The sequence below is a fragment of the Ruegeria sp. CDSB022 genome (assembly GCF_059611145.1).
Window position 1 is genome coordinate 835,354 of the sequence record NZ_JBXWOZ010000001.1, and the last position, 13,771, is coordinate 849,124.

Annotated in this window: 12 protein-coding genes; 9 read left to right on the forward strand and 3 right to left on the reverse strand. The window is 56.3% G+C overall.

The genetic code is table 11. From position 1 onward, the window contains the following. Positions 1 to 141: 141 nt before the first annotated feature. A complete protein-coding gene (locus tag AC2FIZ_RS04200) occupies positions 142 to 720 on the reverse strand; it encodes a lytic transglycosylase domain-containing protein (protein ID WP_142634243.1) in 579 nt (192 codons plus the stop codon). Between the two features lie 207 nt (positions 721 to 927). Between AC2FIZ_RS04200 and ssb the strand changes: the two genes are divergently transcribed. Both ssb and AC2FIZ_RS04210 read left to right on the forward strand, forming a co-directional pair. Beyond that, positions 928 to 1,425: a single-stranded DNA-binding protein gene (ssb, locus tag AC2FIZ_RS04205; RefSeq protein WP_142634245.1), complete on the forward strand. Its 498-nt coding sequence runs from the start codon at positions 928 to 930 to the stop codon at positions 1,423 to 1,425. Between the two features lie 18 nt (positions 1,426 to 1,443). Continuing rightward, positions 1,444 to 2,514 (forward strand): site-2 protease family protein, encoded by a 1,071-nt coding sequence (locus AC2FIZ_RS04210; RefSeq protein WP_271946697.1) that lies wholly within the window; start codon positions 1,444 to 1,446, stop codon positions 2,512 to 2,514. On the opposite strand, the gene aroB is transcribed toward AC2FIZ_RS04210, so the two are convergent. Continuing rightward, positions 2,515 to 3,621, reverse strand: coding sequence for a 3-dehydroquinate synthase (gene aroB / locus AC2FIZ_RS04215; RefSeq protein WP_281994723.1), 1,107 nt, complete (start codon positions 3,619 to 3,621; stop codon positions 2,515 to 2,517). Beyond that, positions 3,622 to 4,209 carry a shikimate kinase gene (locus AC2FIZ_RS04220; protein ID WP_281994724.1) on the reverse strand — a complete coding sequence of 196 codons (588 nt, stop codon included), beginning with the start codon at positions 4,207 to 4,209 and terminating at the stop codon, positions 3,622 to 3,624. Positions 4,210 to 4,288: 79 nt separating this feature from the next. Between AC2FIZ_RS04220 and AC2FIZ_RS04225 the strand changes: the two genes are divergently transcribed. From AC2FIZ_RS04225 to AC2FIZ_RS04255, 7 genes are all read left to right on the forward strand, one after another. Continuing rightward, positions 4,289 to 4,438 (forward strand): hypothetical protein, encoded by a 150-nt coding sequence (locus tag AC2FIZ_RS04225; protein WP_185956616.1) that lies wholly within the window; start codon positions 4,289 to 4,291, stop codon positions 4,436 to 4,438. Then, positions 4,428 to 5,951 (forward strand): hypothetical protein, encoded by a 1,524-nt coding sequence (locus AC2FIZ_RS04230; protein WP_271946686.1) that lies wholly within the window; start codon positions 4,428 to 4,430, stop codon positions 5,949 to 5,951. The genes AC2FIZ_RS04225 and AC2FIZ_RS04230 overlap by 11 nt, the downstream gene beginning before the upstream one ends. 2 nt (positions 5,952 to 5,953) lie before the next feature. After that, positions 5,954 to 6,907: a site-specific tyrosine recombinase XerD gene (locus tag AC2FIZ_RS04235; protein ID WP_271946685.1), complete on the forward strand. Its 954-nt coding sequence runs from the start codon at positions 5,954 to 5,956 to the stop codon at positions 6,905 to 6,907. Between the two features lie 63 nt (positions 6,908 to 6,970). Continuing rightward, positions 6,971 to 8,278 (forward strand): HlyC/CorC family transporter, encoded by a 1,308-nt coding sequence (locus AC2FIZ_RS04240; protein WP_142634257.1) that lies wholly within the window; start codon positions 6,971 to 6,973, stop codon positions 8,276 to 8,278. Between the two features lie 93 nt (positions 8,279 to 8,371). Continuing rightward, positions 8,372 to 10,789 (forward strand): GcvT family protein, encoded by a 2,418-nt coding sequence (locus AC2FIZ_RS04245; RefSeq protein ID WP_281994725.1) that lies wholly within the window; start codon positions 8,372 to 8,374, stop codon positions 10,787 to 10,789. 31 nt (positions 10,790 to 10,820) lie between these two features. Continuing rightward, the gene (locus AC2FIZ_RS04250) at positions 10,821 to 11,420 is read left to right on the forward strand and encodes a nucleotidyltransferase family protein (RefSeq protein ID WP_142634260.1); all 600 of its coding nucleotides are present in this window, start codon (positions 10,821 to 10,823) and stop codon (positions 11,418 to 11,420) included. A gap of 753 nt (positions 11,421 to 12,173) precedes the next feature. Beyond that, the gene (locus AC2FIZ_RS04255; protein WP_281972220.1) at positions 12,174 to 13,610 is read left to right on the forward strand and encodes a Do family serine endopeptidase; all 1,437 of its coding nucleotides are present in this window, start codon (positions 12,174 to 12,176) and stop codon (positions 13,608 to 13,610) included. The last annotated feature ends 161 nt before the right edge of the window (positions 13,611 to 13,771 follow it).

Genomic DNA, 13,771 nt, shown 5'->3' on the forward strand with positions numbered 1-13,771 from the left:
TGGGATTGGGTACGCAACAAGGGCGTCGGTAAGGTGGTTCCGGCGCCCTAATTAAGCGACACGACCTCGAGCAGCCTGTCACTGAACGCGCTGATTTGGCTAAGCCGCATCACCTGTTGATCCGGCAATTCATCGGGCGGCCTAACCGCCCCAAATCACCTTCACGTAATTCTGGGTTTCCTTGTAGGGTGGTACGCCACCGTGTTTTTCAACAGCCTGAGGTCCGGCATTATAGGCGGCCAGCGCAAGCCGCCAGGATTTGAACTTGCGGTATTGCCAGGACAAATACCGGGCTCCACCTTCAAGATTCTGTTTCGGGTCGCGCGGGTTCACGCCCAATAATTGTGCGGTCCCGGGCATCAACTGGGCCAGACCCAAGGCGCCTTTATGTGACACGGCATGGGGATTCCATCCACTTTCCTGCTGAACAAGGCGTAGGAACAGCTCTTCGGGAACATCGTGTTTACGAGCCGCTTGCCGCGCCATCGTCAGGTACTCACCCCGATAGTTGCCGGAATATCGCTTACTGAATTGTGGTTGAGGCGTCTTAGGCTTCAACCGATCTGAATCGCGGTACTGGGTGGCCGCACGGCCGTCCAAATATTTGGATTGCTTCAGAAAGATGTCCTTACGGCTTTTGGTAGACAGCGTATCCGCCGCAGCGAGTCCACAGGTCAACGCAAAGCATAGAACCGATAAAAAACAAAATCTGAAACGCATTAATGCCTGTCCCGCACTGCCACGAACCCGAGTGAGTATATGTATTTCAGCCAATAATGAAAGCATGGTAAATTTTCTATGTGCAAACTCCCGACCAGTTCATTTCTCATGATCCATGTTCCAACCATGGTTCAGGGCGTATAGGGTCTCAGAAATACACAGCGCCAGATTCGGGCGCACTCAAGTCAGTTAAGAACGGGGAAATACATGGCGGGTTCTGTCAACAAGGTCATTCTGGTAGGAAATCTGGGGCGTGATCCCGAGGTACGGTCGTTCCAGAACGGTGGCAAGGTCTGCAATCTGCGCATCGCCACTTCCGAGACCTGGAAAGACCGCAACACCGGCGAACGCCGCGAGCGGACAGAATGGCACTCGGTCGCGATTTTTTCAGAACCATTGGCCCGCATTGCCGAGCAATATCTGCGCAAGGGCAGCAAAGTTTATATCGAAGGTCAGCTGGAAACCCGCAAGTGGCAGGATCAGTCCGGTCAGGACCGCTATAGCACTGAGGTGGTTTTGCGCCCCTATCGCGGCGAGCTGACTTTGCTGGATGCGCGTGGAGAAGGCGGCGGCGGTGGCGGTGGTCAATCCGGCGGTTACGGTGGCGGCCAGGCAGGTGGTGGCTATGGTGACCCCTATGGCGGACAATCCAGCGCCCCGGCACCCGCATCTGGTGGAATAGACGACGACGAGATTCCGTTCTAGGCACACCGGAGACACATCATGACATGGTCCTTCTCGCTCGGCCGACTATTGGGGTCGGAACTGAAGGTCCATGTCACCTTTTTCCTCTTGTTGGCATGGGTTGGATTCGCTGCCTATTCTACCGGAGGGATGCAGGCCGCGATCGGGAACCTGATTTTCGTGCTTGCCCTTTTTGCATGTGTGGTCGCGCATGAGTTTGGTCATGCGCTGATGGCGCGGCGCTATGGCATAAAAACTCCGGACATTACTTTATTGCCGATCGGCGGTCTTGCCCGATTGGAACGGATGCCAGAGAACCCCATGCAAGAGGTATCGGTGGCTTTGGCCGGTCCTGCGGTAAACGTCGTCATCTGGATCATCCTCGTCTTTTTGGGCGCAGGAATGCCATTTGAAACACTCGCCAATATTGATTCACCCGAGACCGGGCTATTGAACCGCCTCGCCTATGTGAACCTTCTTCTGGCTGCCTTTAATCTCATCCCCGCATTCCCGATGGATGGTGGACGCGTTTTTCGCGCACTGCTCTGCCTGAGGATGGATCGGGTCAAGGCCACGCGCATTGCCGCATTTGCCGGTCAGATAGTGGCGGTAGGATTGGGGTTTCTGGGGCTAAGCACAGGCAATCCGTTGTTGGTTCTGATCGCGGTTTTTGTATTCGTTGCCGCCAATGCAGAAAGCCAGGACGTCGCAATGCGATCAGTGGCGCGTCAGGTTCTGGCCCGCGACGCCATGATCACCGAGTTTCACGCCCTATCGCCAAGCGACACGCTTGCGACCGCCGCTCAAGCGGTCATTCACACCACTCAGCATGAATTTCCATTGTTGGATGCAACAGGGAAACTGCAGGGCTTTGTTACGCGCGACCGGCTGTTTGCTGCTCTCGCCAAAGATATTCCCCGGTCAGAATTGGCCAGTTCAATCATGGTTGAGGATATCCCGACAGTGACCCTGAGCAGCGGATTGGAAGCGGTTCTGAAACAGTTCCACGGGGGTGCCCCCGCAGTTGCCGTCTGCACGCGGTCAGATCAAATGGTCGGCTATATTACCCGTGAAAATATTGGCGAGTTAATGATCATTCGCGGACGTTGATCAACCCAGCGCGTCCTTGAGGACACTCAAAACCGCATCCCGCGGAACATCCGACGTGACAAATGCCTGCCCGATGCCTCGGGCTAGAATGAAACGCAGTTGGCCATCGATAACCTTCTTGTCCTGCGCCATCAGCTCGACCAGCGCTTCGGCGTCGGGCAAATCCCCGTGGATATCGGAAATGTCGGTTTTCATGCCCATCGCACGCAGATGTGCCCGAACCCGGCTTGGGTCCTCTTGCGAACATAATCCAAGTCGCGCCGACAGTTCGAATGCCAGTGCGCATCCAATCGCAACGCCTTCTCCATGCAGCAAACGATCAGAATACCCGGTAGCAGCCTCAAGCGCATGACAGAACGTATGCCCGAGATTCAGCAGGGCGCGATCCCCTTGCTCGGTCTCATCACGAGCGACGATGTCGGCTTTCATCTGAACGGATCGGGTGACGGCCCGAACCCGCGCGGCCATATCCCCGCCCGAGACATCGGGGCCATGGCCCTCGAGCCATTCAAAGAATGCCGCATCCCCCAACAGCCCGTATTTTACGACCTCACCATAACCGGACAGGAAATCCCTGTCGGTCATTGTGCCCAGAACCGAAGTATCCGCCAGCACCAGTGAGGGTTGATGAAATGCGCCAATCAGGTTCTTGCCCTGCGGTGCGTTGATCCCGGTTTTGCCGCCGACCGAACTGTCGACCTGCGCTAGCAGCGAAGTTGGTATCTGAACAAACCGTACGCCCCGGCGCAAAACGGCCGCGGCAAATCCTGCGAGATCACCTATAACCCCACCTCCGAACGCAACCACCACGTCACGCCGCTCGATTTTCTCGGCTAACAACCATTCGACCGCACGCTCAAAATGCGGCCAGCTTTTGGTGGCTTCGCCCGCGGGCAGCGCCAATGCGGACATTTCGATCCCTGCGCTGGCCAACCCATCCCGCAACGCGTCAAGATGCAGGCTCGCCACGTTTTCATCGGTCAGAACCGCTACTTTGGGTCGCGGCAGCAAAGGCGCTATGCGCTGACCGGCCTGCATCAGCAGATCGGGGCCGATCTCAACATCATAGGACCGATCCCCAAGCTCAACATGTACGGTTTGGTGCATCTATTTCCGTTCCAAAACATCAGGTCGCGTCATCAGAGCTTTGACGACACGCTCTACCATATCTTCAATCGAGACATCCCCGTCGGACGAAACCGCCAGATCGGCGCGTTCATAGATCGGAACACGCTGATCGTACAATGCACGAAGGGTCGCGAACGGGTTTTCGGTGCGCAAAAGCGGGCGCGTATCCTTGTGGCGAACGCGGTTCCACAACACACCCAAATCGGCGCGCAACCAAACGGACACCCCGCGTTGAGTGATCATGTCGCGGTTTTGTTCGGTCATAAAGGCACCGCCGCCGGTAGAAAGGATACCTTTTTCCTCGACCAAAAGCCGCCCGATGACCTGGCTTTCCTTGCTGCGAAAAAAGGCTTCGCCATCACGCTCGAATATCTCGGGGATGGTCATGTTGGCCGCTGATTCGATTTCGGCATCGCTATCGAGGAAAGGAACCCCCAACCGAGCGGCCAAAGCGCGGCCTACGGCGGTCTTTCCGGCCCCCATCATACCTACAAGCACCACTGTTTTGTGCAGTGTATAGTCCGAAACGGCAGATGCCGCATGGGTGTTATGCTTAATTTCGCTCATTTCATCGTGAATGACGTGATCTTAGGAAAAATGCCAGTTATAACTTGGTCAAAAGAGAAAATTGAGGCAGCGTTTGACCATGGGCCGTCTGATCAAGTTCCTGATATATCTGATTTGCCTGTGTTTCATCGGGCTGGTGGGATATGTCTACCTGGGTGAGTTTTTTGGTGCAGATTTCTCTGCGCCGCAAAGCGAGGTCAGGGAGCCGGTAATACTGAATGTCGAATAAAGTGGCGGTGGTTGCGCTGTTTCTTGCAGGAACAGCGCAGGCGCAGCAGGAACCCCTTTCTGTTATTGAATGGCTGGCCAATCCTCCGGAAAACCTTCCGGGGACGGTTTTGCTTGAGCCACCCGTGGCGCAGCCCGGCGGTCAGCCCGATGTTCTTGTGACCCCACTTCAGGCATTGTCACAACCCCTGGGCCTGGTTGCTTCGACTGTCACAGGATTGCCTGTCGACATGTGGCAGAACAGCGATCCCCAACGCCTGTCCGAACTGATCGAAAGCGTCCCGGTCAAGTATAACCCAGCAATGCAGCGTTTGCTGTTCACGTTGCTTTTAACCGAAGCTCGGGCACCGACATCCAGTAAAGGGGAAGAGATTTTGCTTTTGGCGCGGCTCGACCGTCTCATGCATCTTGGCGCTGCGGACCCCACGCAATCATTGGTACAGCTGGCCGGCCCGACGAACAGTCTTGACCGATTTCAACGCTGGTTCGACGCCACCCTTCTGACCGGGGATGAAGATCGCAGTTGCACGGCGCTGATTGCTCAGCCGCATTTGTCACGGGACTATGCCGCTCAGATTTTCTGCAAGGCCCGGCGTGGGGATTGGGACTCGGCCGCTCTCACGCTTGAGGCAGCCCATGCCCTACAGGTTCTGGCACCGCAAGAGCTGGAGGTTCTGGACAGGTTTCTAAGCCCTGAACTGTACGAAGACGCCGAGTATCTGCCGCAACCGGACGACCCCTCGCCCCTGATGTTCCGCTTGTTCGAAGCTATTGGCGAACGTTTGCCCTCGGCTGCTTTGCCCCGCGTCTTCGCAAATGCGGATCTGCGGGATGTTGCGGGCTGGAAGGCTCAGGTCGAAGCCGCGGAACGGTTGACACGCGTTGGGGCGCTAACGCCAAATCAACTGCTGGGGCTCTATACAGAACGGTCTCCGGCTGCGTCTGGAGCCGTATGGGACCGGGTATCGTCGATACAGCGGTTCGAAAATGCACTTGATTCTGGCAATTCGGCAAAGATCGCCAAAGCTCTGCCGGTGGTTTGGAACCAGATGCGCAATATCGGCCTGGAAGTGCCATTCGCTGAACTTTTCGCCGGGCGCCTCTCTCAGGTCAAACTACAGAAACCCGCGGCCGAGGATCTGCGGTGGCGCATTCTGTTGCTGTCAGATCTATATGAAACAGCGGCGTTGTCGGCTCCGGACAATTCTGAAGAAAGTCAGTTTCTGGCTGCGCTGGCTCAGGGTGATCCGGGGCGCGCGCCCTCCCCTTCGCCGCTGGCGGATGCCATCGCAGAGGGGTTTGCATGGGCGGCGCCGGTGCCAACCGATATCAGCAACATGCTGGACGAAGGCCGCCTCGGTGAGGCGCTTCTGGAGACGATGGTCCTGTTTGCCCATGGATCGCGGGGAAATCTGGTCGACCTGACAGCAGCCATGGCAACCCTGCGCCGGGTCGGTCTAGAAGATACCGCGCGCCGCGCCGCGCTGAACCTGCTGATCCTGCAGGGCAGGTGACCATGACGTCTCCGGGCTCTGACGAAATCTGGATTTCGATCTTTCTGGAAGCACAGGCCGCCGAGTTAGGCGCTGCCCAAAATACGCTTGTTGCCTATGGCCGCGATCTCAAGGATTTTTCGGCCTGGCTGCGGCGCCGGAAAATTGGGTTTGCCGAGGCCGACGCCAAGCAGGTTGAGGATTACCTGATCAGTTGCGACGCACAGGGATTGGCTCAATCCACCCGCGCGCGCCGTTTGTCTGCTATAAAACAGATTTATCGGTTCGCATTCGAGGAAGGTTGGCGTTCGACAAACCCCGCGATCAAGATCAAAGGCCCAGGACGGCCAAAGCGGCTGCCGAAAACTCTGGATGTATCCGAGGTGGACCAGTTACTGGCTGCTGCGCGCGAAAGCGGGCGAAACAACATCGAAAAGCTGCGCAATACCTGTCTGATGGAAATCCTGTATGCCACCGGGATGCGTGTCACTGAACTGGTATCGTTGCCGGTGTCATCGGCGCGCGGCGATCCGAGGATGCTCTTGGTATTGGGAAAAGGTGGCAAAGAGCGGATGGTTCCACTGTCCCCACCGGCTCGACAGGCGCTTTCGGCATGGTTGGCGGCTCGGGATGAGACTGACGAAAAGCGTGTTTCAAAGGGTGGGCAGAGTTCCCGATTTCTTTTTCCCTCACGTGGCAAGGCCGGGCATCTGACTCGGCATATGTTCTATCATCTGATCAAGGAACTGGCGGTTCACGGTGGGGTCTCGCCCGAAAAGGTTACACCGCACACCTTGCGTCACGCTTTTGCGACACATCTTCTTGCCAACGGCGCCGATTTGCGATCGATTCAAACATTGCTTGGTCACGCGGATGTGGCGACCACAGAAATCTATACTCATGTCCTGGAAGAACGGCTGGCTGAACTGGTGTTGCAGCATCACCCATTAGCTAAAGATCCAGTTGAAAAGGGCTAACTCCTTGATCCAGTCAAGCCGCGCCCCCATAACAGACGCAGAAACACAAGCAGCTAAGGACCGATGGAACCCTCAACTTCTCTGATCGACGGCACATTCTGGCTTACGTCCGGTGCCATATTGCTATTGCTCTTCTTATCGGGGTTTTTCTCGGGTTCTGAAACGGCTCTGACGGCCTCGTCACGCGGCAAGCTGCGGGCGCAGGCGGACAAAGGGTCGCGCGGGGCGCAGAAGGCGCTGGACATCACCGACGACAACGAACGGCTGATCGGATCGGTTTTGCTGGGCAACAACCTGGTCAACATTCTTGCGGCCTCGTTGGCCACAGCGATGTTCACGCGCCTCTTTGGCGAAAGCGGCGTAGCATTGGCAACCCTGGTCATGACCTTGCTGGTTCTGATCTTTGCTGAAGTTTTGCCCAAGACCTATGCCATAACCAATTCGGAAAAAGCGGCATCCGCCGTTGCTCCGATCATCAGCGTGGTTGTCACCCTATTCTCACCGGTCGTTTCGGCCGTACGCCTATTGGTACGGGGAGTTTTACGCCTGTTCGGTGTACAGATCGACCCGGACAGCAACATTCTGGCCGTGCGCGACGAAATCGTTGGGGCCCTGCATCTGGGCCATTCCGAAGGCGTGGTCGAGAAGGAAGACCGTGACCGTATTCTGGGCGCCTTGGATCTGGGTGAACGTGCGGTTGAAGAGATCATGCTCCATCGTTCGAATATCGAGATGGTTGATGCGGATGACGCTCCCGAGGCGATCCTGAAACAATGCCTTGAAAGCCCCCATACACGCCTGCCTGTCTTTAGGGACGAACCAGAAAACATCGTTGGGGTTGTTCACGCCAAAGACCTGTTCCGCGCTATGTATGCTCATGCAGGAAGCAGCGAACGTGAAAACAACCGACTGAAAGAGTTCGATGTCTCAAAGGTAGCGAACGCCCCTTATTTTGTTCCTGAAACGACCACTCTGGACGATCAGATGCGGGAATTCCTGCGGATGCATAGCCATTTTGCGCTGGTGGTCGACGAATATGGTTCACTCAGGGGTCTAATCACGCTTGAAGATATCCTCGAAGAAATCGTCGGCGAGATTGCTGATGAGTTTGATATTGATGAGGACGTCCCGGTAACGCGAACCGAAGACGGCCAGTACCTTGTTGAAGGCGCCATGACGATCCGCGATGTAAACCGCGCGATGGAATGGTCTTTGCCCGACGAAGAGGCCAATACCGTGGCCGGTCTGGTCATCCACGAAGCGCAGATGATCCCGATCACGGGTCAGGTATTCTCGTTCCACGGTTTCAGATTCGAAGTCGTCGCGCGCGAAGGCAACAGGATCACAGAGCTGAAGATCCGTCCCCTCTGATCCTCTCGCCGCGACAGCCTATGTCGTGAACGGAACAGTATCCCTGGTTCTGCGATTGCAGGCTTTGACTATATCGCAAGGGGAGACTGTGACGTGAAGACAACAACTCAGGTAGCTGTAATCGGTGGCGGCGTTGTCGGGTGTTCGGTTCTTTATCACCTGACCAAGCTGGGCTGGTCGGATGTGATGCTGCTGGAGCGGTCCGAATTGACCAGTGGCTCGACCTGGCACGCGGCGGGTGGTTTCCACACATTGAACGGCGACACCAATATGGCCGCACTGCAAGGCTATACGATCCGGCTGTATAAAGAGCTGGAAGAGATCACCGGCATGTCCTGTGGCCTGCACCACGTTGGCGGCATAACGTTGGCCGACAACCGCGACCGGTTTGACATGCTCCTGGCCGAACGTGCCAAGCACCGCTTTATGGGGTTAGAGACCGAAATCGTAGGCCCTGAAGAGATAAGGAAAATCGCACCGATCACCAATACCGACGGCATCATCGGCGCGCTCTATGATCCGCTGGACGGGCATCTTGATCCGTCCGGAACCACCCATGCCTATGCCAAAGCGGCGCGGATGGGCGGCGCAACAATCGAAACCCATTGCATGGTGCACGAAACAAATCAGCGCGCCGATGGCACCTGGGATGTGGTCACCAACAAGAGCACGATTCATGCTGAACATGTGGTCAACGCTAGTGGGCTCTGGGCGCGCGAGGTTGGCGCCATGGCCGGTGTCTATTTCCCGCTGCATCCGATGGAACATCAGTACCTGGTCACCGACTCGATCCCCCAAATTGAGGCAATTATCGACGCAGGTGGCGAACATCCCCATGTCATGGATCCCGCCGGCGAAAGCTATCTGCGGCAAGAGGGACGCGGTCTGTGCATCGGCTTTTATGAACAAACCTGCAGGCCCTGGGCTGTCGACGGCACCCCGTGGGATTTCGGTCACGAGCTTCTTCCCGATGATTTCGACAAGATCACCGATAGTATTGAATTCGCTTATCGCCGCTTTCCTGTTCTGGCCGAGGCTGGTGTGAAATCGGTGATCCACGGGCCGTTTACCTTTGCACCGGACGGCAATCCTCTGGTCGGGCCGGTTCCGGGGTTGCGCAACTATTGGTCGGCCTGCGGCGTGATGGCCGGGTTCAGCCAGGGCGGCGGCGTTGGTCTGACACTGGCGCAATGGATGATTGAGGGCGAGCCAGAGCGCGACGTCTTTGCGATGGACGTGGCGCGGTTCGGGGATTGGATCAGCCCGGGCTATACCCGTCCAAAGGTCATCGAGAACTATCAGAAGCGGTTCAGCGTCTCTTATCCGAACGAGGAATTGCCGGCAGCCCGCCCAGCCCGCACAACGCCGATGTATGATATCTTTACCGATCTTGGTGCTGTGTGGGGTCAGCAATACGGGCTTGAGGTGCCCAATTACTTCGCCCAGGGGGATGAACCCGGCTATGAAACGCCCTCGTTCCGCCGATCCAACGCATTCGATGCCACCGGGCGCGAAGTTCGGGCCGTGCGATCAGGTGTTGGCATCAACGAAGTGCACAATTTTGGCAAATACCGCATTGCTGGACCTGCTGCCCGCGATTGGCTGGATCGGATCATGGCGGGTCGAATCCCGAAACCGGGCCGCGTGTCGCTAACCCCGATGCTATCACCAAAGGGCAAGCTGATCGGTGATTTTACCGTTTCCTGTCTTGATGAGACCGAGTTCCGTCTGACCGCCTCCTACGGCTCTCAGGCGTTTCACATGCGCTGGTTCCTGCAAAATGCGCAGAATGGCGTGACTGTCGAAAACATCAGCGATCGGCAGAACGGGTTCCAGATCGCAGGCCCAAAAGCCACGCAGGTTCTGGCGGCCTGCACCCGTGATGACCTGAGCGGATTTCGGTTCCTCGATCTGCGCCGCATGACCGTTGGGATGACCGACTGTATCGTCCAGCGCGTCAGCTATACCGGCGATTTGGGGTACGAGGTCTACTGCGATCCCATGGCACAAAGGCAGTTGTGGTGGACCTTATGGCAGGCCGGGCAAGAACGCGGCATCGTCCCCTTTGGTATGCGCGCGATGATGAGCCTGCGACTGGACAAATTCTTTGGCTCCTGGATGCGAGAGTTCTCGCCCGATTACACGGCCGCGGAAACCGGTCTGGATCGGTTCATTTCATTCTCTAAGAACGCCGATTTCATTGGCCGCGCAGCTGCCGAGGCTGAACGCGCCTCTGGCCCTGCCCGTCGACTGGTCGCGTTCGAGGTTGATGCCGAGGACGCTGATGTCAACGCGTATGAGCCGGTTTGGCTGGGCGGAAAGGTCGCCGGGTTTTGCACTTCGGGTGGCTATTCACACTATGCAGGCAAGTCCATTGCCATGGGGTTTCTGCCAACAGACCGCGCTGCGGACGGGCTGGAAGTAGAAATCGAAATACTTGGCCAGTTGTGCAAGGCACGCGTGATCTCAGAACCGTTATTCGACGCCGATGGCGCGCGTATGAGGGGATGACACTGCTTTCATACGTCTGCATTGTCGGCGCATGACGCAAATACCCATCATCCTTCTGGCCGCCGGACAATCCCGGCGTATGCGAGGCGCAGATAAGCTGCTGCAAGAAATTGATGGCTGCCCGCTGCTGCTCCGTTCCGCCCAGACGGCACGGGCTGCATCGTCGGTTATTGTTGCCCTGCCGTCCAAGCCTCATCCCAGGTACGACGTGTTGCAGGGGCTGGACCTGCATCTGGTCGAAATCGCAGATGCGGAAGAAGGTATGAATGCCAGCTTACGAGGGGCCCTGTCTGCTGTTGGGCAAGAGGCCGAAGCCGTCATGGTTCTGCTAGCTGACCTGCCTGAAATCACTCTGGATGACCTTCAGACGCTGATCAAGGCAACTAAGGCGTATCCGGATAAGCTGATCTGGCGCGGGTCGACCGCGTCAGGACAGCCTGGCCACCCTGTGATCTTCAGCCGTCTCCTGTTCGATCAGATCAGCCGCCTGACCGGAGACGAAGGCGCACAATCTGTGGTTCGGGACCATCCGGACAAGGTCCATCTATGTGTGCTCCCCGGCCAACATGCCGTGCTGGATCTGGACACGCCCGAAGCATGGGATATCTGGACCAAAAATCGCAACAGTTAAAACGAGTACGGCCCGGTCAATGAAGACCGGGCCGGTTACCCAATTAAGGACTACCACTTTTCACTGATCCTGAAAGCGCGTCCAGAACACACTAGGCATTCCGAATATTCCGCAACCGAACCTAAACAAGACCCCCTCGTTAACATGCCGCTCAGCGCTTCCAGAGACTGTGACAAGCCGTTGGCACCCCCTAGTGCCGCCGACTTCCCTTCGCTTGGGCAAGACCATCGTCACCTATCAGATGCTCTCAAACAACGTAAAATTGGCCTAAACTTGCATTTTCTGATGTATCAGTTTGGTTTTTACGCAACATTTCTCTCAATGTGTTTCTACTATAGGTTGTTCGTCCGAGAAAATCTAAATGCAAGTACACTCCATTTATCACAGACCATATATATAACATGTTCATAATATGATATGTTTCCGGCAAATTCAGCCTATGACATCAGATCTACTCACAACCAATGGCTGTGTCATAAATCCATCAATTTCTGAGCGCTCGCTTTGTTTATCAAACAGATTTAATTCAACTAAAATCATCATTTGACTGCCGAACAGGCAACAATCCACCGATTCTCACCTTATGATTCGGAAGAATTCCGCGAATCTTTGCCACCCGACGCCGGGATAGAGCCTCTCGTTTGTGGCAAAATTAAGATTTATTAACCAACCAATCAGGAAAGTCACAGACTGATGCAGCATCTCTTGATCCAAGGCGCGGCCAGTGTCGCGTGCTTCAATCAGGAGACCAAAATGAGCATCCGTAAATCCTCTCTTCTTATGCCACGCACATCAAACTGGATAGGCGTCTCAGCGCTGAGTGCGGCATTATTGGCGACGACCGCCCTGCCCTCGAAAGCTGACGAAGCGCTGGCTGATTTAGTTGAGAGCGTGTCACCTTCTGTCGTGACCATCATCGCGGAACAAAACGCCGCCAAGGGCCCGGAAAATGGACAGCAGTTTGATTTCGAAGGCCAACCATTCGGTGAATTCTTCAAACGCTTTGGCGTGCCTGAAGGGTTCGATGCCCCCCGTCGTGGTCCTTCTCAGGGTTTGGGGTCAGGTTTTGTACTGGATGAAGCCGGGTACATCATTACGAACCATCACGTGGTCGACGATGCAGCGACCGTGACCGTGCGCCTGAATGATGACCGAACTTTTGAGGCTGAGGTGATCGGTACCGACCCGTTGACCGATATCGCGGTTCTCAAGATCGACGCGGGCGAGCCACTTCAGGCCGTAAAGCTTGGCAATAGCGATGTGATCCGTGTGGGCGAGGATGTCGTCGCCATCGGGAACCCGTTTGGCCTCAGCTCGACCGTGACGACCGGGATTGTATCGGCCAAGGACCGCAATATTTCGCAGGGACCTTATGCCGAGTTCATCCAGACGGATGCGGCCATCAACAAAGGCAATTCCGGTGGCCCGCTGTTCAACATGGATGGTGAGGTTATCGGCGTGAACTCGGCCATCTATTCCCCGAGCGGTGGGTCGGTCGGGTTGGGTTTTGCCGTCACGTCGAACATTGTGGACCATATTGCCGCGGATCTGCGCGATGATGGCCAGGTCAGCCGCGGTTGGCTGGGTGTGTCAATCCAGAATGTCAGCCCTCAAATCGCAGCGGCGATGGGAATTGATGCCTCAAACGGCGCATTGGTTTCGGACGTTGTTGCCAACAGCCCTGCCGAAGGCATCCTGAAACAGGGCGACGTCATCCTGACCTTTAACGGCGAACCCGTCGCGTCCAGCAGCGACCTGCCGATCCTTGTCGGGACAACCAAGGTTGGAACAGAAAGCACGCTTACAGTTTTACGCAACGGCAGTGAGCAAGACATAAAGTTGACGATCGGACAGCATCAGTCCGCATCGGCCGAAATGGAAAAGTCAGTGGATGAAGGCATTTCGGGCACCGCCCTGGGCGTCACCGTTGCACCACTAACAGAAACCAACCGTGCGGAACTGGGCGTGGCCGAGAATATTGACGGTGTGATCGTCACGGACCTGAAACCGGACAGCCCTGCAGCCAAAGCCGGTCTTCAGCGTGGCGACGTGATCGTGAAGCTGGGCAACCAGGACACGGCCACTCCTGACGCGCTGAAAGACGCGCTGGACAGCGAAAAAACTGATCCCGCGCTTGTCCTGATCAACCGTGGCGGCAACCAGATCTTTGTTGCGGTGGAAATCGCCTGATCGAACACCTGCGCGCGCCACGTGATGGGGAGATCTGGCGGGCGCCTCTCTGGCATGATTGAATTGTCCGCAATCTGCCGGAGCAGCCGGGTGCGCAACGACGCACCCGGCATCTAAACCGGTCAAATCTTGTACTTTGTTTGAAAAATTGTGTTTAAGTT